Genomic DNA, 19628 nt, shown 5'->3' on the forward strand with positions numbered 1-19628 from the left:
CAGTCGGGGGCCGCTTGTCCGGCCCGGTCGCTCGAAGGCCTTTACCGAAAGCAGAATTTGAGTGGAGAACAGCATGAGTGCAGTTGAAAGCGTCGGCCCACAAGCGTTGCCGGCACTGCAAGAACAAGTCGAGCAGATCATCGCTGAAGCCAAGCGTCAGGGCGCCAGTGCCTGTGAAGTGGCGGTGTCCCTGGAGCAGGGCCTGTCCACATCGGTACGTCAGCGCGAGGTCGAAACCGTCGAATTCAACCGCGATCAGGGCTTTGGCATCACCTTGTACGTCGGGCAGCGCAAGGGCTCGGCCAGCACGTCGGCCAGCGGTCCTGAAGCGATTCGTGAAACCGTCGCTGCGGCGCTGGCCATCGCTAAACACACCTCCGAAGACGAAGCTGCCGGCCTGGCGGATGCCGCGCTGATGGCCAAGGATCTGCAGGATTTCGACCTGTTCCATCAGTGGGACATCACACCGGAACAAGCCATCGAGATGGCCCTGAGCTGTGAAGCTGCGGCATTTGCCACCGACAGCCGGATCAAGAACGCCGACGGCACCACCCTCAGCACGCATCAGGGCTGCCGCGTTTATGGCAACAGCCACGGTTTTATCGGCGGCTATGCATCGACTCGTCATAGCTTGAGCTGCGTCATGATCGCCGAAGCCGACGGCCAGATGCAGCGTGATTACTGGTACGACGTCAATCGCCAGGGCAACTTGCTGGCCGACCCTGCGAGCATCGGCCAGCGTGCCGCGCAGCGGGCGGCAAGCCGACTGGGCGCGCGTCCGGTGCCGACCTGTGAAGTGCCGGTATTGTTTTCCGCTGAACTGGCCGGTGGCTTGTTCGGCAGTTTCCTTTCGGCGATTTCCGGCGGCAGTCTGTATCGCAAATCGTCGTTCCTTGAAGGCACGCTGGGTCAGAAGCTGTTCCCGGAATGGCTGACCATCGATGAGCGTCCGCATTTGATGCGCGCGATGGGCAGTTCGGCGTTCGACGGCGATGGCCTGGCGACTTACGCCAAACCGTTCGTCGAAAAAGGCGAGTTGGTGTCCTACATCCTCGGCACCTATTCCGGTCGCAAACTCGGCATGCCGAGCACGGCCAACGCCGGCGGCGTGCACAACCTGTTCGTCACCCATGGCGATGAAGATCAGGCGGCGTTGCTGCGCCGCATGGGTCGCGGCTTGCTGGTCACCGAGCTGATGGGCCAGGGCCTGAACATGGTCACGGGCGATTACTCCCGTGGCGCGGCGGGTTACTGGGTCGAGAATGGCGAAATCCAGTTTGCCGTCCAGGAAGTGACCATCGCCGGCAACATGCGCGACATGTTCAAACAGATCGTTGCGGTGGGTAACGACCTGGAATTGCGCAGCAACATTCGCACAGGTTCGGTGCTGATCGAGCGGATGACAGTCGCAGGCAGCTAACTCGCGACCGCTACACAAAAGGCGCGCCACCCAATGGGTGGCGCGCCTTTTTTATGCCTGCACAACACACATGTAGGAGCCGGCTTGCTGGCGATTACGGTCAATCAGTCGACATCGATGTTGAATGCCAGATCGCAATCGCCAGCAAGCCGGCTCCTACAAAGGATCATGCTCGAGCTTGTGTTGGTTCTCATTATCATATAATAATAAATCTCATTACCGAATGAGCCCCGGATCATGAGTTCTGCCTTGCACGAGCAGCCTTACCTCGAAAGCTGGCGCTGGATGAGTCGCCAGATCCGTTGCGGGATGGACCCTGACGAGCCGCGCCTGATCGACCACTACCTGGCCGAAGGCCGGTATCTGGCGTGTTGCACGGCGACTTCACCCTGGACCATCGCTGAAACCTCTTTCCGTTTATTGCTCGACACCGCCGCAGACGTCGCGCTGCCTTGGCACTGGCGAACCTATTGCCTGGACCAGGCGTGGCGCCCGCTGCGCGAACTCGAACGCCTCTCTCTGTGCAAGTGCCGCCTCAAGCGCTGGCAAAGCTACACCTGGCAACTGGCGACCTGCGAGTTGCAGCCTTCGATTCCTCTCATAGAACTGGTGCAAGGATTTTCTGATGACCAAGACACGTATTGAGCGCGACAGCATGGGCGAGCTCCAAGTCCCGGTGGACGCCCTCTACGGCGCACAGACCCAGCGTGCGGTGAACAACTTCCCGATCAGCGGCAAGCCGATGCCCGTGCAGTTCATTCGCGCGCTGATCCTGGCCAAGGCTGCCGCCGCCCGCGCCAACGTCGAACTCAAGCAGATCAGCGAATCTCAGGGCAATGCCATCGTCGAAGCGGCGTTGGGTTTGCTCAAGGACGACTTCATGCAGCACTTCCCGGTGGATATCTTCCAGACCGGTTCCGGCACCAGTTCCAACATGAACGCCAACGAAGTGATTGCCACGCTGGCGAGCCGACTGCTTGGCGAGCCGGTGAACCCCAACGATCACGTCAACTGCGGGCAGAGCAGCAACGACATCATCCCGACCACCATCCACGTCAGCGCTGCGCTGGCATTGCATGAGCAATTGCTGCCGGCATTGGTGCGCTTGGTGCAGGTGGTCGAGCAAAAGGCTGAAGAGGTTCACCACTACGTCAAAACCGGTCGCACTCACTTGATGGATGCGATGCCGGTGCGCATGAGCCAGGTGCTCAACGGTTGGGCGCAACAGCTGAAAGCCAACATCGGCCATCTGCAGGATCTGCTGCCTAGCCTGCAATCCCTGGCTCAGGGTGGCACGGCGGTGGGCACCGGTATCAATGCGCACCCTGAATTTGCCGGGCTTTTCAGCCAGCAATTGAGCAAGTTGACTCAGGTGCAATTCACGCCGGGCACCGATCTGTTTGCACTGATCGGCTCCCAGGACACCGCCGTTGCGGTTTCCGGGCAGCTGAAAACCACCGCTGTCTCGCTGATGAAAATCGCCAACGACCTGCGCTGGATGAACTCCGGCCCGCTGGCCGGCCTCGGTGAAATCGAACTCGAAGCCTTGCAGCCGGGCTCGTCGATCATGCCCGGCAAGGTCAACCCGGTGATCCCGGAAGCCACCGCGATGGTCGCCGCCCAGGTGATCGGCAATGACACGGTGATCACCATCGCCGGTCAGTCGGGCAATTTCGAGCTGAACGTGATGCTGCCGATCATCGCCCAGAACCTGCTGAGCAGCATCGAATTGCTGGCCAACTCCAGCCACCTCTTGGGTGAAAAGGCTATCGCCAGTTTCAAGGTCAACGAAGCCAGGCTCAAGGAAGCGCTGTCGCGCAACCCGATTCTGGTCACGGCACTCAACCCGATCATTGGTTACCAAAAAGCTGCGGAGATCGCCAAGAAGGCTTATCAGCAGGGCCGGCCGGTGATCGATGTCGCTCTGGAGCACACCGAACTGTCGCGCAGCCAACTGGAAGAGTTGCTCAATCCGGAAAAGCTCACCGCAGGCGGCGTGTAATCACCGCAACCGCTTTGGAGGCTCACCATGGAGCACTGGAAACGCACGATCGAAAGGGCAAACCGTTGTTTCATGCTGGGCGAATACGTCGATGCCCGCGAGGCTTACTTGCAGGCATTGGCCCTGGCCCAAGTGTTGTTCGAGCGCTGGGCGGATGCCGACGAAGCGGTGGCGGCCTGCGTCATTTCCCATCACAACCTCGCGGACCTGCATTTGCGTCTGAACCAGCCGGAGGAGAGCGCCGAATACCTGTGCGCCATCCACCAGCGCTTGTTGAAGACCATGCAGGACCCGCGACTGGCGCCCGCATTGCGTGAAGCCGCACTGCGTCAGAGCAGCAAAACCTACGTCGAACTGCTGAATTTCATCAGCGAGCATGGCGAATACCCGCGCACTCATCGTTTGCTGCACGTCGATGCCGCGTCGCCCCCTGCGCCTCTACATCACGGAGTCCACTGAAATGGCTTTTAGCTTGCCTGCCTTGCCGTACGCCTACGATGCCCTGGAACCGCACATCGATGCGCAGACCATGGAAATCCACTACACCAAGCATCACCAGACTTACATCAATAACCTCAACGCTGCCGTCGAAGGCACCGAGTTCGCCGAGTGGCCGGTGGAAAAACTGGTGGCAGCAGTCCAGCAACTGCCGGAGAAGCTCCGCGCGGCGGTGATCAATCAGGGCGGCGGTCACGCCAACCACTCGCTGTTCTGGGAAGTGATGGTGCCCAACGGCGGCGGTCAGCCGGACGGTGAATTGGCCAAGGCCATCGAAGACCAGTTGGGCGGTCTCGACCGTTTCAAGGAGGCCTTCACCAAAGCCGCGCTGACCCGTTTCGGCAGTGGCTGGGCTTGGCTGAGTGTGACGCCGCAAAAGACGTTGGTCGTTGAAAGCAGCGGCAACCAGGACAGTCCTTTGATGAACGGCAATACGCCGATTCTGGGGCTGGATGTCTGGGAGCATGCCTATTACCTGCAGTATCAAAACCGCCGGCCGGAATACATCAACGCTTTTTACAACGTGATCAATTGGCCCGAAGTCGCTGCGCGCTATCAGGCTGCACTGGTTTAAGTCTTCTATAAAAACAATCCTGGGCGGACTATGGGCACTGAAACACTGGCGATCGGAAGTGGACGAATGTTTCGTTACGCGTTTGGGTCGCTGTTACTACTGGCGGGCATGAGCCTGTTGGTTGCGCATGGGCTCGCGTGGCTGGATCTTGAGCCGAAACTGCTGCGTGCGTTGCAGGGCGGGGCCATTTGCGCCTTGGGCACAGCCTTGGGCGCGGTGCCGGTGCTGGTGATTCGACGCATGCCCCAGGCGGTCAGCGATACGCTGCTCGGCTTCGGTGCCGGGGTGATGCTTGCTGCGACGGCGTTTTCGCTGATCGTGCCGGGCATTGCCGCCGCTGAAAGCCTGGGGCTGACCCCTTGGGCGGCCAGCGGTCTGATCAGTTTCGGCATCATGCTTGGCGCATTCGGGCTGTATCTGGTGGATCGAAAGGTCTCAGGTGCTTCGCCGGAAATGCTCGTCGGCACGCTGGAGCGGCCGGTCATTCCGCCACGGATCTGGTTGTTCGTGTTTGCCATCATTGCCCACAACATTCCCGAAGGCATGGCCGTCGGTGTCTCGGCGGGGGGCGGCATGCCCGACGCCGACAGCCTGGCCATGGGCATCGCCTTGCAGGATGTGCCGGAAGGATTGGTCATTGCGTTGGTGTTGGCCGGGGCAGGGATGTCGCGGGTCAAGGCGTTCCTGATCGGGGCGGCATCAGGCTTGGTCGAGCCGGTCTTCGCGCTGTTGTGTGCCTGGCTGGTGAGCCTGGCCGAATTGCTGTTGCCGTTGGGCCTGGCGCTCGCGGCCGGGGCCATGTTGCTGGTGGTCACGCACGAAGTCATTCCCGAGTCGCGCCGCCATGGTCACGACAAGCTGGCCAGCCTTGGGCTGCTGATCGGGTTTTGTTTGATGATGGTGATGGATACAGCGCTCGCCTAGGCGAGCGTTATTCGCCTTCGTCGAAGTAACGGTTGATCAAGTCTGTCAGCGCATCCAGCGCTTTTTGCTCGTTTTCGCCTTCGGTGCTGATATAGATTTTGGTGCCTTTACCCGCAGCGAGCATCATCATTGCCATGATGCTTTTGCCGTCGACCGTTGATTCCGGCGTTCGTCCGACTCTGATCGTGCAGTCTTTGAACTCGCCGGCGACACCAACGAATTTGGCGGAAGCGCGGGCATGCAGGCCCAGCTTGTTGATGATTTCGATTTCCAGAGCAGGCATCGCGATGTGAATCCTTTAGCTGAGGTCGCGGTGGCGGACCTGGACGTTCTTCAGGGTTTTTTGCAGGGCCTGACCCAGACGTTCGGTCAGATAGACGGAGCGGTGATGCCCGCCGGTGCAGCCGATGGCAATGGTGACATAAGCGCGGTTGCTGGCGGCAAAGCGCGGCAGCCATTTGAGCAGGTACGTGGAAATGTCCTGGAACATCTCTTCGACGTCCGGCTGGGCGGCCAGGTACGTGGCAACCGGTTCATCAAGCCCGGACTGATCGCGTAGCTCAGGCTTCCAATAGGGGTTCGGCAGGCAGCGCACGTCGAACACCAGGTCGGCGTCAACCGGCATGCCGCGCTTGAATCCGAACGACTCCACCAAAAACGCGGTACCGGGTTCCGGCTGGTTCAGCAGGCGCAACTTGATGGTATCGCGCAGCTGGTACAGGTTCAGGTTGGTGGTGATGACCTTGAGATCGGCGAGGTCGGCAATCGGCCCGAGCAGGCTGGTTTCGTCGTTGATCGCCTCGGCCAGCGAGCGGTTGGCGCTGCTCAGCGGGTGACGACGGCGAGTTTCCGAAAAACGCTTCAGTAAGGTTTCTTCGTCGGCGTCCAGGTACAGGACGTCGCACTGGATATGTCGGCTGCGAACTTCTTCGAGCAGTTCCGGAAACCGGCTCAGGTGGCTCGGCAGGTTGCGCGCGTCAATGGACACGGCAACCAGCGGTTGCGCCAGTTCGGTGTGGATCAGCGCGCGTTCAGCCAGTTCCGGCAACAACCCGGCGGGCAGGTTGTCGATGCAGTAATACCCGTTGTCCTCGAGAACATCGAGCGCGGTGCTTTTACCTGAGCCGGAACGGCCACTGACGATGATCAAGCGCATGATTAGTGCCCGTTTTGCTCGTCCAGGACAACCTGATACAAGGCTTCATTGCTCGGGGCGCTACGCAGGCGATCGCGGACTTCCTTGCGATCGAGCATGCTGGCGATCTGGCGGAGCAATTCAAGGTGCGCATCGGTAGCGGCTTCGGGGACCAGCAAGACGAACAGCAGGTCAACCGGAGCACCGTCGATGGCGTCGAAATCGATGGGGGCGTCCAGGTGCATCAAGGCGCTGATGGGCGAGGTGCAACCTTTCAGCCGGCAGTGAGGGATAGCGATGCCGTTACCAAAACCGGTCGAGCCGAGTTTTTCACGGGCAATCAACGCCTCGAAGACATCTTGCATCTCCAGATCCGGCACTTCCCGGGCGATCAGGTTGGCAATTTGCTCGAGGGCTTTCTTTTTGCTGCCGCCCGGCACGTTCACGAGGGAACGGCCGGGGGTCAGGATGCTTTCAAGTCGGATCATGGGTTGGGAGTGTTAACGACCGGTCGCGCCCTGGAGGAGGCTCTGGGTCTTTTCCTTATGCTTTTTGAGTTGTTTATCCAGCTTGTCGGTCAATGCGTCGATCGCCGCGTACATATCGGTATGTTCCGCGTTGGCGACCACTTCATTGCCGGGAATATGCAGCGTGGCTTCGATTTTCTGCTTCAGCTTTTCGACCGTCATCGTGACCTGCACGTTGGTGATCTTGTCGAAATGCCTCTCTAACCGTTCGAGTTTTTCGCCGATGTAGCTGCGAAGAGGTTCGGTCACTTCCAGTTGGTGTCCACTGATGTTGACTTGCATACAGCTTCTCCTTCGTTGCCAGTGCATAAAGCGGTAGACCAGATGATCTACCACTGGAACGCTGTGGCGTGGCTCTACATCAACCGCTTGCGTTCGCTCGAAGGCGCGATCCCGAGGGATTCGCGGTACTTGGCGACGGTGCGGCGAGCCACCTGAATGCCTTGTGCCTCCAGTAAACCAGCGATCTTGCTGTCACTCAACGGCTTTTTCTGATTTTCCGCGGCAACCAGTTTTTTGATGATCGCGCGGATCGCCGTGGACGAGCATTCACCGCCTTCGGAGGTGCTGACGTGGCTGGAGAAAAAGTATTTCAGCTCATATATGCCCCGGGGGGTATGCATGAATTTTTGTGTGGTTACGCGGGAAATCGTCGACTCGTGCATGCCCACCGCTTCGGCGATGTCATGCAGCACCAGCGGTTTCATCGCTTCGTCGCCGTATTCCAGAAAACCGCGCTGATGCTCGACGATCTGGGTGGCAACTTTCATCAGGGTTTCGTTGCGGCTTTGCAGGCTCTTGATGAACCAGCGGGCCTCTTGCAACTGATTGCGCATGAAGGTGTTGTCGGCACTGGTGTCGGCGCGGCGCACAAAACCGGCGTATTGGGCGTTGACCCGCAGCCGTGGCACCGATTCCTGGTTCAACTCGACCAGCCAGCGCTCGTTGTCCTTGCGCACGATCACGTCGGGGACGACGTACTCGGCTTCGCTGGATTCGATCTGCGAGCCGGGGCGCGGGTTGAGGCTCTGAACCAGTTCGATCACCTGGCGCAGTTCATCTTCCTTGAGCTTCATGCGGCGCATCAGCTGGCTGTAGTCGCGGCTGCCGAGCAGGTCGATGTAATCGGTGACCAGGCGCTTGGCCTCGGCCAGCCAAGGTGTCTTGGCCGGAAGCTGGCGCAATTGCAGCAGCAGGCATTCACCCAGGTTGCGGGCGCCGATGCCGGCGGGTTCGAATTGCTGGATGCGATGCAGGACGGCTTCGATTTCATCCAGTTCGATGTCGAGTTCCGGATCGAAGGCTTCGAGGATTTCCTCAAGGGTTTCGTCCAGGTAGCCCTGATTGTTGATGCAATCGATCAGGGTCACGGCGATCAGGCGATCGGTGTCGGACATCGGCGCCAGGTTCAGTTGCCACAACAGGTGGCTTTGCAGGCTCTCACCGGCGGATGTACGGGTAGTGAAATCCCACTCGTCGTCATCGTTGCTCGGCAGGCTGCTGGCGCTGGTCTGGTAGACGTCTTCCCAGGCGGTGTCGACGGGCAGTTCGTTGGGAATGCGCTCATTCCAGTCACCTTCCTCGAGGTTGTCCACCGTCGGGGCGGTTTCCTGATAGGAGGGTTCTGAAACGTCGGCGTTGGGTTGCTGTTCGGCTTTGTCGGCCAAGGGGTCGGCGTTATCGAAGTCGTCGCCTTCTTCCTGGCGTTCGAGCATCGGATTGGACTCCAGGGCCTCCTGGATTTCCTGTTGCAGGTCCAGGGTCGACAATTGGAGCAGGCGGATGGCCTGTTGCAGCTGCGGTGTCATCGTCAGCTGCTGGCCCATTCTCAAGACTAGCGATGGTTTCATGGCAGGGGCTAAACACCTTATTCGCCGGCGCACATGCGCCATCCACTACAGGGCGCCGAAGCGCCAAACATAAGCAAATTATATGCCCGAAACCGTAGCGTTTGCCTAGAGCGCTGTAACAATAAAAAAGTATTGATTTTTTATCGAGACAAGCGCTCGGGCAGCCAGCCAGACACCTCTGTGCTTACAGGCGGAACTCATGGCCCAGATAGACTTCTTTCACGAGGTCGTTGGCCAGGATGGTGGCCGAATCACCTTCGGCGATCAGTTGGCCGTCGTTGACGATGTAGGCGGTTTCGCAGATATCCAGCGTTTCACGGACGTTGTGGTCGGTGATCAGCACGCCAATGCCCTTGGCCTTGAGGTGGTAGATGATCTGTTTGATGTCGCCCACCGAAATCGGGTCCACGCCGGCGAACGGTTCGTCGAGGAGGATGAATTTCGGGTTGGTGGCCAGTGCCCGGGCGATTTCCACGCGGCGGCGCTCGCCACCGGACAGGCTCATGCCGAGGCTGTCGCGGATGTGGCTGATGTGGAATTCCTGCAGCAGGCTTTCCAGTTCCTTGCGGCGATCGGCCTTGTCGAGTTCCTTGCGGGTCTCGAGGATCGCCATGATGTTGTCGGCGACCGAGAGTTTGCGGAAGATCGACGCTTCTTGCGGAAGATAGCCGATACCTGCCTTCGCACGACCGTGCATCGGCTGGTGGCTGACGTCCAGATCATCGATCAGTACGCGACCCTGATCGGCCTGAACCAGGCCGACAATCATGTAGAAGCAGGTGGTTTTACCGGCGCCGTTAGGGCCAAGCAGGCCGACGATCTGACCGCTGTCGATAGACAGGCTGACGTCGCGCACGACCTGACGGCTCTTGTAGCTCTTGGCCAAATGCTGAGCTTTCAGAGTTGCCATTACGGGGCCTTTTGCTCGTCGGTTTTCTTTTTCGGCTGGATAACCATGTCGATACGCGGGCGCGACTCGGTCACATTGGTGCCCGTGGCTCGGCCTGCGCTGGCGAGCTTTTTGTTGGTGTCGTAGACGATTTTCTCGCCTTGGGTGACGTTACCGTCCTTATCGACAACTTTGGCGCGATCGATCAGCACGACGCGGTCTTGCGAGGCGTGGTACTGGATGGTGACGCCCCAGCCCTGAACCGGCTTGGTGTCGCCCGCCGTTTGCAGTTGTTCGAAATAGGCAAGGTTGCCCACCGAAGTCACCACGTCGATGTCGCCCGCAGGGGTGCGGGTCATGGTCACAGTATTGCCTTTAACGATCATCGAACCTTGGGTGATGATCACGTCACCTTTATAGGTGGCAATACCGTTCTTGTCGTCCAGTTGGGCGTCGTCGGCCTGGATGCGGATCGGCTGCTGTTGATCGTTCGGCAGAGCCCAGGCGCTCACGCTTCCCAGTGCTGCGCTCAGACCGAGCAAAATAGGGAGAGTTTTAACGAGCCTCATACTGTCCTCTTACGTTCGATAGCAGGTGTATCCTGCTTTCTTTCAAATACGCTTTCATTCCCTTGCCAGTCGATACACCGCCAGCGCCGTCGATTCTAACGGGTTGCTCGGTCTGCGCATATTGCTGTTGCGGGAACACGGTCATACGGGTGGTGGTAATCAGGGTCTTGCGGTTTTTCTCGTCGAAACGCGTGATGCGCACCGAGTCGATCAGTTCGACCTGGGTGCCGTCCGGGTTGACCTCGCCGTGTTCGCTCTGGACATGCCAAGGGAACTGGGTGCCGCGGAACAGGTTCAGGTCGGGATTGGTCAGCAGCGTCACTTCGGTCGCCTTCAGGTGTTCAACCTTGTCGGACGTCATTTCGTATTGCAGTTTGCCATCCGGCAGGAACTGGACGCTGTGCGCGTTGATCGCGTAGTAGTCGATTTCGCTTTCATCGACCTTTGCCACAGGCTTGTCGAGGAAGCGCTCCGGGCTGATGTTCCAGTAGCCGACCGCAGCAAATATCGCTGCGATGCAACCGAACATCAGGATGTTGCGAAATTTCTTGCTCAGCATAGTTGGCTCACAGGTACGCGGCGTTGGCCGCATCGAGGCGGCCCTGGGCGCGCAGGATCAATTCGCAGAATTCGCGAGCGGCACCCTCGCCACCACGGGCCTGGGTGATGCCGTGGGCGTGTTCACGCACGAAGCTGGCGGCATTGGCCACCGCCATGCCCAGGCCAACGCGGCGGATCACCGGCAGGTCTGGCAGGTCGTCGCCGAGGTAGGCGACTTGTTCATAGCTTAGATTGAGCTGTGCGAGAAGCTCGTCAAGCACCACCAGTTTATCTTCACGGCCCTGATAAAGGTGGGGAATACCGAGGTTCTTCGCCCGTCGCTCGACCACCGGGGTCTTGCGGCCGCTGATGATAGCCGTCTGTACGCCCGCTGCCATCAACATCTTGATGCCCTGGCCGTCGAGTGTATTGAATGTCTTGAATTCGCTGCCGTCTTCAAGGAAGTACAGGCGTCCGTCGGTCAGGACGCCGTCGACGTCGAATACCGCCAGTTTGATCTCTTTGCCGCGTTGCAGCAGGTCCGTGCTCATTACATTACTCCCGCACGCAGCAAATCGTGCATGTTCAAGGCGCCGACCGGGCGGTCTTCGCTATCGACCACGACCAGCGCGTTGATTTTATGGTCTTCCATGATTTTCAGAGCCTCGGCCGCGAGCATCTCGGCGCGGGCGGTCTTGCCGTGGGCGGTCATGACCTGGTCGATCGTCGCGCTGTGGATGTCGATGCTGCGATCCAGGGTGCGGCGCAAATCGCCGTCGGTGAAGATCCCGGCGAGTTTGCCGTCGGCTTCCAGGATCACGGTCATGCCCAGACCCTTGCGGGTCATTTCCATCAGCGCGTCTTTGAGCAAGGTGCCGCGCTGGACTTGCGGCAGTTCCTGCCCGGCGTGCATGACGTTTTCCACTTTCAACAGCAGGCGTCGGCCCAGCGCGCCACCAGGGTGGGAAAAGGCGAAGTCTTCAGCAGTAAAGCCGCGGGCTTCCAGCAGCGCAACGGCCAGGGCGTCGCCCATGACCAGCGCCGCGGTGGTCGACGATGTCGGCGCCAGGTTCAGCGGGCAGGCTTCGTGCTCGACGTGCACGTTGAGGTTGACCTCGGCGGCCTTGGCCAGCGGTGAGTCGGGGTTGCCGGTCACGCTGATCAGTTTGATGCCCAGGCGCTTGATCAGCGGCAGCAGGGTCACGATTTCGTTGGTGGAACCGGAGTTCGACAGGGCCAGGATGATGTCATCGCGGGTAATCATGCCCATGTCGCCGTGACTGGCTTCGGCCGGGTGCACGAAGAATGCGGTGGTGCCGGTGCTGGCCAGGGTGGCCGCGATCTTGTTGCCGATGTGCCCTGATTTGCCCATGCCGACCACGACCACGCGGCCTTTGCTGGCCAGAATCATCTCGCAAGCGCGTACGAAATCTGCGTCGATGTGGGGTAGTAAGCCTTCTACGGCTTCCAGTTCGAGGCGGATGGTGCGTTGTGCTGATTGAATCAGGTCGCTGGATTGGCTCATGTCAGAAATCGTATAGCCTGATGAAAAGGCGGCGATTATAGCGGTAATGATCGAAACCCTCACGCAAGTTCGTCGCGCTTTGTCATTCCCTGTTACCGAAACCCTCCGAGTGAAAGCTTTTTGCCTGTCATGTTGCTGAACATGGCCCGGCTTGGCGCTTGGGCGCTTGGCCTTTGCAGTGATATAGTTCGCCGCCAGTTCGGCCTGCCCGGGAGGTATGTGCTTTCGTCAGAAAGTCAGGCGTCCGAGTGAGAGGCTGCATCGCAAGGAGTTTAGATGAGTGCCGATAACGCCTACGCGGTCGAGCTGAAGGGACTGACCTTCAAGCGCGGTTCGCGCAGCATTTTCAATAACGTCGATATCCGTATTCCACGCGGCAAGGTCACCGGCATCATGGGGCCTTCCGGGTGTGGCAAGACCACATTGCTGCGTTTGATGGGCGCACAGCTGCGTCCCACCAAGGGCGAAGTCTGGGTCAACGGTCAAAACCTGCCGAAGCTGTCGCGCAGCGATTTGTTCGACGCGCGCAAGCACATGGGCGTGCTGTTTCAGAGCGGCGCACTGTTTACCGATCTCGATGTGTTCGAGAACGTCGCCTTTCCGCTTCGCGTTCATACCGAGCTTCCGGAAGAAATGATCCGGGACATCGTCCTGCTCAAATTGCAGGCCGTGGGCCTGCGTGGCGCCATCGACCTGATGCCCGAGGAGCTGTCCGGCGGCATGAAGCGTCGTGTGGCGCTGGCCCGGGCAATTGCTCTCGATCCGCAGATTCTCATGTATGACGAGCCCTTCGTCGGTCAGGACCCGATCGCCATGGGCGTCCTGGTGCGCCTGATCCGCCTGCTCAACGACGCGCTGGGCATCACCAGCATCGTGGTCTCCCACGATCTGGCCGAGACGGCAAGCATCGCCGACTACATCTATGTGGTGGGCGAAGGCCAGGTGTTGGGGCAGGGCACGCCTGAGGAGCTGATGAACTCCCAGGAGCCGCGAATTCGCCAATTCATGACCGGTGAACCCGACGGCCCGGTGGCGTACCACTTTCCAGCGACGGATTACCGCGCAGATCTTCTGGGGAAGCGTTGATGCGCAAGATTTCACTATTGGAGCGCGTGCGCCGGTTCGGCCACTCCGGCATCGATGTGCTGGCGGTGTTCGGTCGTTCGACGATCTTCCTGTTTCATGCCTTGCTCGGCCGTGGCGGTATCGGCGGCGGGTTCGGGCTGCTGATCAAACAATTGCATTCGGTGGGCGTGATGTCCCTGGTGATCATCGTGGTCTCCGGGGTGTTCATCGGCATGGTGCTGGCACTGCAGGGGTTCAACATCCTGTCCAGCTATGGTTCGGAGCAGGCGGTCGGGCAGATGGTTGCGCTGACGTTGCTGCGTGAACTGGGACCAGTGGTCACGGCGTTGTTGTTCGCCGGGCGCGCCGGTTCGGCCCTGACGGCTGAAATCGGCAACATGAAGTCCACCGAGCAGTTGTCCAGTCTGGAAATGATTGGTGTCGACCCGCTCAAGTACATCATTGCCCCGCGCCTGTGGGCCGGCTTCATTTCCCTGCCGGTGCTGGCGATGATTTTCAGCGTGGTGGGTATCTGGGGCGGTTCGTGGGTGGCCGTCGACTGGCTGGGTGTCTATGAAGGTTCCTACTGGTCGAACATGCAAAACAGCGTGACCTTTGCCGACGATGTGCTGAACGGCATCATCAAAAGCATTGTCTTCGCTTTTGTCGTGACCTGGATCGCCGTATTCCAAGGCTATGACTGCGAGCCCACATCCGAGGGGATCAGTCGTGCCACTACCAAGACCGTTGTGTACGCCTCGTTGGCGGTACTCGGCCTGGACTTTATTCTGACCGCCTTGATGTTTGGAGATTTCTGATGCAAAACCGCACCCTGGAAATCGGTGTCGGCCTTTTCTTGCTGGCTGGCATCCTGGCTTTGCTGTTGCTGGCGTTGCGGGTGAGTGGCCTGTCCCCGAGCGCAACCAACGATACTTATAAACTTTATGCGTATTTCGACAATATCGCCGGTTTGACGGTCAGAGCTAAAGTGACCATGGCCGGTGTGACCATCGGCAAGGTCACGGCGATCGATCTGGACCGCGACAGTTTCACCGGTCGAGTGACGATGCAGCTGGAAAAGCGCGTAGATAACCTGCCGAATGACTCCACTGCATCTATCCTGACTGCTGGTCTGTTGGGCGAGAAGTACATCGGTATCAGCGTGGGCGGCGAAGAAGCCCTGCTCAAGGATGGTGGAACCATCCATGACACCCAGTCGTCGCTGGTGCTCGAGGACCTGATCGGTAAATTCCTGCTCAATACCGTTAGCAAAGACGCCAAATGAGGAGCTTTTGAATGATCTCTACCTTGCGACGTGGCCTGTTGGTATTACTCGCGGCCCTGCCGTTGATGGCTAACGCCGTGGCGGCGCCTTCCGCGCACGAACTGGTACAAGACACCACGACCCGGTTGCTGGCGGATCTGTCGGCCAACAAAGAGAAGTACAAGCAGGACCCGCAGGACTTTTACACGGCGCTGAACACCATCGTCGGGCCTGTGGTGGATGCCGAGGGCATCTCCAAGAGCATCATGACGGTCAAATATTCGCGCAAGGCCACGCCGGCGCAAATGAAGACCTTTGAAGAAAACTTCAAGAAAGGCCTGTTCCAGTTCTATGGCAACGCCTTGCTCGAGTACAACAACCAGGGCATCGTCGTCGACCCAGCCAAGGATGAGTCGGGAGACCGCACCAGCGTAGGCATGACGGTCAAAGGCAGCAACGGCGCGATCTATCCTGTGTCCTACACGCTCGAGAAGATCAACGGCGAGTGGAAGCTGCGTAACGTGATCATCAACGGCATCAACATCGGCAAGCTGTTCCGCGACCAATTCGCCGATGCGATGCAGCGCAATGGCAACGACCTGGACAAGACCATCAATGGTTGGGCCGGTGAAGTCGCCAAGGCCAAGGAAGCCAGCCAGAAGCAATCCACCGAGCAGCAAGCCCAATGAGTGTATCGGCCATTCGCATGAACGAATCCGGTGAACTGATGCTCAGCGGCATGCTGGACTACCTGACCGGTCCGGGCCTGCGCAAGCAGGGCCAGGCGCTGATCAAGGCCAGCAAGGCCACTGCATTGGTGGTGGACTGCTCGGCGGTGTTGAAATCCAGCAGCGTCGGCTTGTCGTTGCTGCTGTGTTTCATGCGGGATGCGCACGAGGCCGGCAAGTCGCTGAGCATCCGCGCGATGCCCGAAGACATGCGCGAAATCGCTCAGGTCAGCGAAATGACCGAGCTGTTGGCGCATCCCTAACCGCATCGACAGAGAAGCCCCCCGTCAGAGTCCTGCTTCGCGGGGTTCGCAGGCGCGGGGCTTTTTTGTATGATGTCCGACCCGCGCGCACAGGGCGCCGATTGAGGTTGAGCATGCAGGCCGTAGAAGTGAAGAGCTTCCTTGAAGGAAAGCTGCCGAACACCAAGGTGGAAGTTGAAGGCGAAGGCTGCAACTTTCAGCTGAATGTGATTAGCGATGAACTGGCGGCGTTGAGCCCGGTGAAGCGTCAGCAGCAGGTCTATGCCCATTTGAACCCATGGATCACCGATGGCAGCATCCATGCGGTCACTATGAAATTTTTCAGCAGCGCGGCCTGGGCCGAGCGCACCTGAGCCCAAGGGCGTCGAGATTCTTATGGATAAATTGATTATTACCGGTGGCGCTCGTCTTGATGGCGAGATCCGCATTTCCGGGGCAAAGAACTCTGCCCTGCCGATCCTGGCTGCAACTTTGCTGTGCGATGGCCCGGTTACCGTTGCCAACCTGCCGCACCTGCACGACATCACCACCATGATCGAGCTGTTCGGTCGCATGGGCATCGAGCCGGTGATCGACGAGAAACTCAGCGTCGAAATCGACCCGCGCACCATCAAGACCCTGATCGCTCCGTACGAACTGGTTAAAACCATGCGTGCGTCGATCCTGGTACTGGGCCCGATGGTTGCCCGTTTCGGTGAAGCCGAAGTCGCACTGCCTGGCGGTTGCGCCATCGGTTCGCGTCCGGTGGACCTGCACATCCGTGGTCTTGAAGCCATGGGCGCGGTCATCGACGTCGAAGGCGGTTACATCAAGGCCAAGGCGCCTGAAGGCGGCCTGCGTGGCGCGCACTTCTTCTTCGACACCGTCAGTGTGACCGGTACCGAAAACATCATGATGGCCGCTGCCCTGGCCAAGGGCCGCAGCGTGCTGGCCAACGCCGCGCGCGAGCCTGAAGTGGTCGACCTGGCGAACTTCCTGATCGCCATGGGCGCCAAGATCTCTGGCGCCGGCACCGACACCATCACCATCGATGGCGTCGAGCGTCTGCACACCACCACTTACAAAGTGATGCCGGACCGTATCGAAACCGGTACCTACCTGGTTGCCGCCGCCGTGACCGGCGGTCGTGTGAAGGTCAAGGACACCGATCCGACCATCCTCGAAGCCGTCCTGGAAAAACTCCGTGAGTCGGGTGCCGAAATCAACTGCGGCGAAGACTGGATCGAGCTGAACATGCACGGCAAGCGGCCAAAAGCCGTCAACGTGCGCACCGCTCCATACCCGGCGTTCCCGACCGACATGCAAGCGCAGTTCATCTCGCTCAACGCCATTGCCGAAGGCACCGGTGCCGTGATCGAGACGATCTTCGAAAACCGCTTCATGCACGTTTACGAACTGCACCGCATGGGCGCCAAGATCCAGGTCGAAGGCAACACCGCCATTGTCACCGGTACCGAGAAGCTGAAAGGCGCGCCAGTGATGGCCACCGACCTGCGTGCTTCGGCCAGCCTGGTGATCTCGGCGCTGATCGCTGAAGGTGACACCCTGATCGACCGCATTTACCACATCGACCGTGGTTACGAGTGCATCGAAGAGAAACTGCAGATGCTCGGCGCCAAGATCCGCCGCGTACCGGGCTAGTTTTTTGCTGCATGGGCATAAGGATGTGCCCGTTGAATTCGTTTCAAGTCGAGGGTACTTCACCCACGATGTGTGTCCGGCGCCGTTTGTGACCGGGCACGTACCTTGATAAGGACTGACGTTTCCCATGTTGACCATCGCACTGTCCAAGGGCCGCATCCTTGACGACACCCTGCCGCTTCTGGCTGAAGCGGGCATCGTGCCGACCGAGAATCCGGACAAGAGCCGCAAGCTGATCATCCCCACGACCCAGGAAGATGTACGCCTGCTGATCGTGCGCGCCACCGATGTGCCGACCTATGTCGAGCATGGTGCCGCTGACCTGGGCGTCGCCGGTAAAGATGTGCTGATGGAATATGGCGGCCAGGGCTTGTACGAGCCACTGGACCTGCGCATTGCCCTCTGCAAGCTGATGACCGCTGGCCGAGTCGGTGACGTCGAGCCCAAGGGCCGTTTGCGGGTGGCGACCAAGTTCGTCAACGTTGCCAAGCGTTACTACGCGGAACAGGGCCGTCAGGTCGACATCATCAAGCTGTACGGCTCGATGGAACTGGCGCCGCTGATCGGTCTGGCGGACAAGATCATCGACGTGGTCGACACCGGCAACACCCTGCGCGCCAATGGCCTGGAGCCCCAGGATTTCATTGCCGACATCAGCTCCCGGCTGATCGTCAACAAAGCTTCGATGAAAATGCAGCACGCCCGTATCCAGGCGTTGATCGACACCCTGCGCAAGGCAGTGGAGTCTCGACACCGCGGCTGATTCACCTGCGCGACCTTGAGTCGCGCCCGTCTATCCGCCTCATAGCCAGAATCTCAGGTGCCCAAGCGGAAACGACTGCTAAGTTAGGGCGCCTGAGTTTTTGCCATTCCTATGAGGCTCTCGCTATGACCGCACCGACTGCAATTCGCCGACTCAACGCTGCTGACCCGGATTTCGCACATCATCTGGATCATCTGCTGAGCTGGGAAAGTGTGTCTGACGACTCGGTCAATCAGCGGGTGCTGGACATCATCAAGGCCGTGCGCGAGCGTGGCGATGCGGCGCTGGTGGAGTTCACCCAGAAGTTCGACGGCCTGGAAGTCGCCTCGATGGCCGACCTGATCCTGCCGCGCGAGCGCCTGGAACTGGCGCTGACCCGAATCACCGTGCCGCAGCGTGAAGCGCTGGAAAAAGCCGCGGCCCGTGTGCGCAGCTACCACGAAAAGCAGAAACAGGATTCCTGGAGCTACACCGAGGCCGATGGCACCGTGCTGGGCCAGAAGGTCACGCCGCTGGATCGTGCCGGTCTTTATGTCCCGGGCGGCAAAGCGTCGTACCCGTCGTCCGTGCTGATGAATGCGATCCCGGCCAAAGTGGCGGGCGTGACCGAAGTGGTCATGGTGGTGCCGACCCCGCGCGGTGAAATCAACGAGCTGGTATTGGCCGCAGCGTGCATCGCGGGTGTCGACCGTGTCTTCACCATTGGCGGCGCGCAAGCCGTTGCCGCGCTGGCTTATGGCACCGAAAGCGTGCCGAAGGTCGACAAGGTGGTCGGCCCGGGCAACATCTATGTCGCCACCGCCAAGCGTCACGTGTTCGGCCAGGTTGGCATCGACATGATCGCCGGCCCGTCGGAAATCCTCGTTGTGTGCGACGGCCAGACCGATCCGGACTGGATCGCCATGGACCTGTTCTCCCAGGCCGAGCACGACGAAGACGCCCAGGCGATTCTGGTCAGCCCGGACGCCGGGTTCCTCGACAAGGTCGCCGCCAGCATCGCCAAACTGCTGCCGACCATGGAACGCGCCGAGATCATCGAAACCTCGATCAATGGCCGTGGGGCGCTGATCCAGGTTCGCGATATGGAGCAAGCCATCGAAGTGGCCAACCGCATCGCACCGGAGCACCTGGAGTTGTCGGTCGCCGATCCACAAGCGTGGTTGCCGCAGATTCGTCACGCCGGCGCAATCTTCATGGGCCGTCACACCTCCGAAGCCTTGGGCGACTATTGCGCCGGCCCGAACCACGTGCTGCCGACCTCCGGCACTGCTCGTTTCTCGTCGCCGCTGGGCGTGTACGACTTCCAGAAACGCTCGTCGATCATCTTCTGCTCCGAGCAGGGTGCGTCGGAACTGGGCAAGACCGCTTCCGTGCTGGCCCGTGGCGAATCGCTGACCGCCCACGCCCGCAGCGCCGAATACCGCATCATCGACGACAAGCAGGGGAACTGA

25 protein-coding genes are annotated in these 19628 nt (G+C 59.7%); 15 read left to right on the forward strand and 10 right to left on the reverse strand.

Annotation, left to right across the window (positions count from 1 at the left end; translation table 11 throughout):
• Window positions 1-73 precede the first annotated feature (73 nt).
• The 6 genes from pmbA (at window position 74) to PMI32_RS20795 (ending at window position 5418) form a co-directional block, all read left to right on the forward strand.
• On the forward strand, window positions 74-1420 hold the full coding sequence (gene pmbA / locus PMI32_RS20820) for a metalloprotease PmbA (RefSeq protein ID WP_008026894.1): 1347 nt from the start codon (window positions 74-76) through the stop codon (window positions 1418-1420).
• Between the two features lie 237 nt (window positions 1421-1657).
• Complete coding sequence (locus tag PMI32_RS20815; RefSeq protein WP_008026896.1) at window positions 1658-2065, forward strand: hypothetical protein; 408 nt, start codon at window positions 1658-1660, stop codon at window positions 2063-2065.
• Window positions 2046-3422: a class II fumarate hydratase gene (locus PMI32_RS20810; protein ID WP_008026898.1), complete on the forward strand. Its 1377-nt coding sequence runs from the start codon at window positions 2046-2048 to the stop codon at window positions 3420-3422. The genes PMI32_RS20815 and PMI32_RS20810 overlap by 20 nt, the downstream gene beginning before the upstream one ends.
• A 27-nt stretch (window positions 3423-3449) precedes the next feature.
• Entirely contained in the window at window positions 3450-3881 is a 432-nt protein-coding gene (locus PMI32_RS20805) for a DUF2753 family protein (RefSeq protein ID WP_008026901.1), read from the forward strand.
• 1 nt (window position 3882) lies between these two features.
• Window positions 3883-4494: a superoxide dismutase gene (locus PMI32_RS20800; RefSeq protein WP_008026904.1), complete on the forward strand. Its 612-nt coding sequence runs from the start codon at window positions 3883-3885 to the stop codon at window positions 4492-4494.
• Between the two features lie 30 nt (window positions 4495-4524).
• On the forward strand, window positions 4525-5418 hold the full coding sequence (locus PMI32_RS20795; protein WP_032828650.1) for a ZIP family metal transporter: 894 nt from the start codon (window positions 4525-4527) through the stop codon (window positions 5416-5418).
• Between the two features lie 7 nt (window positions 5419-5425).
• On the opposite strand, the gene PMI32_RS20790 is transcribed toward PMI32_RS20795, so the two are convergent.
• The 10 genes from PMI32_RS20790 to PMI32_RS20745 all read right to left on the reverse strand — a co-directional run bounded on the left by PMI32_RS20790 (window position 5426) and on the right by PMI32_RS20745 (window position 12453).
• Entirely contained in the window at window positions 5426-5701 is a 276-nt protein-coding gene (locus PMI32_RS20790; protein WP_008026909.1) for an HPr family phosphocarrier protein, read from the reverse strand.
• Window positions 5702-5716: 15 nt separating this feature from the next.
• Window positions 5717-6574, reverse strand: a complete 858-nt coding sequence (rapZ, locus tag PMI32_RS20785) for an RNase adapter RapZ (protein WP_008026911.1) — start codon at window positions 6572-6574, stop codon at window positions 5717-5719.
• Window positions 6575-6576: 2 nt separating this feature from the next.
• On the reverse strand, window positions 6577-7041 hold the full coding sequence (gene ptsN / locus PMI32_RS20780) for a PTS IIA-like nitrogen regulatory protein PtsN (protein ID WP_008026914.1): 465 nt from the start codon (window positions 7039-7041) through the stop codon (window positions 6577-6579).
• 12 nt (window positions 7042-7053) lie between these two features.
• Window positions 7054-7362 (reverse strand): ribosome hibernation-promoting factor, HPF/YfiA family, encoded by a 309-nt coding sequence (hpf, locus tag PMI32_RS20775; RefSeq protein ID WP_008018717.1) that lies wholly within the window; start codon window positions 7360-7362, stop codon window positions 7054-7056.
• A 74-nt stretch (window positions 7363-7436) separates the two neighbouring features.
• Window positions 7437-8930 (reverse strand): RNA polymerase factor sigma-54, encoded by a 1494-nt coding sequence (locus tag PMI32_RS20770; RefSeq protein ID WP_032828652.1) that lies wholly within the window; start codon window positions 8928-8930, stop codon window positions 7437-7439.
• Window positions 8931-9114: 184 nt separating this feature from the next.
• Entirely contained in the window at window positions 9115-9840 is a 726-nt protein-coding gene (lptB, locus tag PMI32_RS20765) for an LPS export ABC transporter ATP-binding protein (RefSeq protein WP_008026918.1), read from the reverse strand.
• A complete protein-coding gene (gene lptA, locus PMI32_RS20760; protein ID WP_008026920.1) occupies window positions 9840-10388 on the reverse strand; it encodes a lipopolysaccharide transport periplasmic protein LptA in 549 nt (182 codons plus the stop codon). Before lptA ends, lptB begins: the two co-directional genes overlap by 1 nt.
• Window positions 10375-10947 carry an LPS export ABC transporter periplasmic protein LptC gene (gene lptC / locus PMI32_RS20755; RefSeq protein ID WP_008026921.1) on the reverse strand — a complete coding sequence of 191 codons (573 nt, stop codon included), beginning with the start codon at window positions 10945-10947 and terminating at the stop codon, window positions 10375-10377. The genes lptA and lptC overlap by 14 nt, the downstream gene beginning before the upstream one ends.
• 7 nt (window positions 10948-10954) lie before the next feature.
• Window positions 10955-11479, reverse strand: a complete 525-nt coding sequence (locus PMI32_RS20750) for a KdsC family phosphatase (RefSeq protein WP_008026922.1) — start codon at window positions 11477-11479, stop codon at window positions 10955-10957.
• Window positions 11479-12453, reverse strand: a complete 975-nt coding sequence (locus tag PMI32_RS20745; RefSeq protein ID WP_008026924.1) for a KpsF/GutQ family sugar-phosphate isomerase — start codon at window positions 12451-12453, stop codon at window positions 11479-11481. The genes PMI32_RS20750 and PMI32_RS20745 overlap by 1 nt, the downstream gene beginning before the upstream one ends.
• Window positions 12454-12729: 276 nt before the next feature.
• Between PMI32_RS20745 and PMI32_RS20740 the strand changes: the two genes are divergently transcribed.
• From PMI32_RS20740 to hisD, 9 genes are all read left to right on the forward strand, one after another.
• A complete protein-coding gene (locus PMI32_RS20740) occupies window positions 12730-13539 on the forward strand; it encodes an ATP-binding cassette domain-containing protein (RefSeq protein ID WP_008026926.1) in 810 nt (269 codons plus the stop codon).
• Entirely contained in the window at window positions 13539-14336 is a 798-nt protein-coding gene (gene mlaE / locus PMI32_RS20735) for a lipid asymmetry maintenance ABC transporter permease subunit MlaE (RefSeq protein ID WP_008026928.1), read from the forward strand. Before PMI32_RS20740 ends, mlaE begins: the two co-directional genes overlap by 1 nt.
• On the forward strand, window positions 14336-14803 hold the full coding sequence (gene mlaD, locus PMI32_RS20730; protein WP_008026930.1) for an outer membrane lipid asymmetry maintenance protein MlaD: 468 nt from the start codon (window positions 14336-14338) through the stop codon (window positions 14801-14803). The genes mlaE and mlaD overlap by 1 nt, the downstream gene beginning before the upstream one ends.
• Window positions 14804-14814: 11 nt before the next feature.
• Window positions 14815-15471: an MlaC/ttg2D family ABC transporter substrate-binding protein gene (locus tag PMI32_RS20725; RefSeq protein ID WP_008026933.1), complete on the forward strand. Its 657-nt coding sequence runs from the start codon at window positions 14815-14817 to the stop codon at window positions 15469-15471.
• The gene (locus PMI32_RS20720; protein WP_008026936.1) at window positions 15468-15773 is read left to right on the forward strand and encodes an STAS domain-containing protein; all 306 of its coding nucleotides are present in this window, start codon (window positions 15468-15470) and stop codon (window positions 15771-15773) included. Before PMI32_RS20725 ends, PMI32_RS20720 begins: the two co-directional genes overlap by 4 nt.
• A 113-nt stretch (window positions 15774-15886) precedes the next feature.
• The gene (locus tag PMI32_RS20715; protein ID WP_007901566.1) at window positions 15887-16126 is read left to right on the forward strand and encodes a BolA family protein; all 240 of its coding nucleotides are present in this window, start codon (window positions 15887-15889) and stop codon (window positions 16124-16126) included.
• 22 nt (window positions 16127-16148) lie between these two features.
• Window positions 16149-17414, forward strand: a complete 1266-nt coding sequence (gene murA / locus PMI32_RS20710) for a UDP-N-acetylglucosamine 1-carboxyvinyltransferase (RefSeq protein ID WP_008026938.1) — start codon at window positions 16149-16151, stop codon at window positions 17412-17414.
• Between the two features lie 127 nt (window positions 17415-17541).
• Complete coding sequence (gene hisG, locus PMI32_RS20705) at window positions 17542-18177, forward strand: ATP phosphoribosyltransferase (RefSeq protein ID WP_008026940.1); 636 nt, start codon at window positions 17542-17544, stop codon at window positions 18175-18177.
• Window positions 18178-18302: 125 nt separating this feature from the next.
• On the forward strand, window positions 18303-19628 hold the full coding sequence (hisD, locus tag PMI32_RS20700; protein ID WP_008026941.1) for a histidinol dehydrogenase: 1326 nt from the start codon (window positions 18303-18305) through the stop codon (window positions 19626-19628).

The organism is Pseudomonas sp. GM60 (assembly GCF_000282415.1).
Lineage (GTDB): Bacteria > Pseudomonadota > Gammaproteobacteria > Pseudomonadales > Pseudomonadaceae > Aquipseudomonas > Aquipseudomonas migulae.

What these genes read in the sequence shown, in the direction of transcription:
- ptsN (WP_008026914.1), bottom strand. Translation starts at nt 7,041, where the DNA reads ATGATCCGACTTGAAAGCATCCTGACCCCCGGCCGTTCCCTCGTGAAC.
- hisD (WP_008026941.1), top strand. Translation starts at nt 18,303, where the DNA reads ATGACCGCACCGACTGCAATTCGCCGACTCAACGCTGCTGACCCGGAT.
- PMI32_RS20790 (WP_008026909.1), bottom strand. Translation starts at nt 5,701, where the DNA reads ATGCCTGCTCTGGAAATCGAAATCATCAACAAGCTGGGCCTGCATGCC.
- mlaD (WP_008026930.1), top strand. Translation starts at nt 14,336, where the DNA reads ATGCAAAACCGCACCCTGGAAATCGGTGTCGGCCTTTTCTTGCTGGCT.
- PMI32_RS20720 (WP_008026936.1), top strand. Translation starts at nt 15,468, where the DNA reads ATGAGTGTATCGGCCATTCGCATGAACGAATCCGGTGAACTGATGCTC.
- rapZ (WP_008026911.1), bottom strand. Translation starts at nt 6,574, where the DNA reads ATGCGCTTGATCATCGTCAGTGGCCGTTCCGGCTCAGGTAAAAGCACC.
- lptC (WP_008026921.1), bottom strand. Translation starts at nt 10,947, where the DNA reads ATGCTGAGCAAGAAATTTCGCAACATCCTGATGTTCGGTTGCATCGCA.
- PMI32_RS20795 (WP_032828650.1), top strand. Translation starts at nt 4,525, where the DNA reads ATGGGCACTGAAACACTGGCGATCGGAAGTGGACGAATGTTTCGTTAC.
- PMI32_RS20740 (WP_008026926.1), top strand. Translation starts at nt 12,730, where the DNA reads ATGAGTGCCGATAACGCCTACGCGGTCGAGCTGAAGGGACTGACCTTC.
- PMI32_RS20810 (WP_008026898.1), top strand. Translation starts at nt 2,046, where the DNA reads ATGACCAAGACACGTATTGAGCGCGACAGCATGGGCGAGCTCCAAGTC.
- PMI32_RS20725 (WP_008026933.1), top strand. Translation starts at nt 14,815, where the DNA reads ATGATCTCTACCTTGCGACGTGGCCTGTTGGTATTACTCGCGGCCCTG.
- lptA (WP_008026920.1), bottom strand. Translation starts at nt 10,388, where the DNA reads ATGAGGCTCGTTAAAACTCTCCCTATTTTGCTCGGTCTGAGCGCAGCA.
- PMI32_RS20800 (WP_008026904.1), top strand. Translation starts at nt 3,883, where the DNA reads ATGGCTTTTAGCTTGCCTGCCTTGCCGTACGCCTACGATGCCCTGGAA.
- hisG (WP_008026940.1), top strand. Translation starts at nt 17,542, where the DNA reads ATGTTGACCATCGCACTGTCCAAGGGCCGCATCCTTGACGACACCCTG.
- PMI32_RS20770 (WP_032828652.1), bottom strand. Translation starts at nt 8,930, where the DNA reads ATGAAACCATCGCTAGTCTTGAGAATGGGCCAGCAGCTGACGATGACA.
- PMI32_RS20815 (WP_008026896.1), top strand. Translation starts at nt 1,658, where the DNA reads ATGAGTTCTGCCTTGCACGAGCAGCCTTACCTCGAAAGCTGGCGCTGG.
- murA (WP_008026938.1), top strand. Translation starts at nt 16,149, where the DNA reads ATGGATAAATTGATTATTACCGGTGGCGCTCGTCTTGATGGCGAGATC.
- lptB (WP_008026918.1), bottom strand. Translation starts at nt 9,840, where the DNA reads ATGGCAACTCTGAAAGCTCAGCATTTGGCCAAGAGCTACAAGAGCCGT.
- hpf (WP_008018717.1), bottom strand. Translation starts at nt 7,362, where the DNA reads ATGCAAGTCAACATCAGTGGACACCAACTGGAAGTGACCGAACCTCTT.
- PMI32_RS20805 (WP_008026901.1), top strand. Translation starts at nt 3,450, where the DNA reads ATGGAGCACTGGAAACGCACGATCGAAAGGGCAAACCGTTGTTTCATG.
- PMI32_RS20715 (WP_007901566.1), top strand. Translation starts at nt 15,887, where the DNA reads ATGCAGGCCGTAGAAGTGAAGAGCTTCCTTGAAGGAAAGCTGCCGAAC.
- pmbA (WP_008026894.1), top strand. Translation starts at nt 74, where the DNA reads ATGAGTGCAGTTGAAAGCGTCGGCCCACAAGCGTTGCCGGCACTGCAA.
- mlaE (WP_008026928.1), top strand. Translation starts at nt 13,539, where the DNA reads ATGCGCAAGATTTCACTATTGGAGCGCGTGCGCCGGTTCGGCCACTCC.
- PMI32_RS20750 (WP_008026922.1), bottom strand. Translation starts at nt 11,479, where the DNA reads ATGAGCACGGACCTGCTGCAACGCGGCAAAGAGATCAAACTGGCGGTA.
- PMI32_RS20745 (WP_008026924.1), bottom strand. Translation starts at nt 12,453, where the DNA reads ATGAGCCAATCCAGCGACCTGATTCAATCAGCACAACGCACCATCCGC.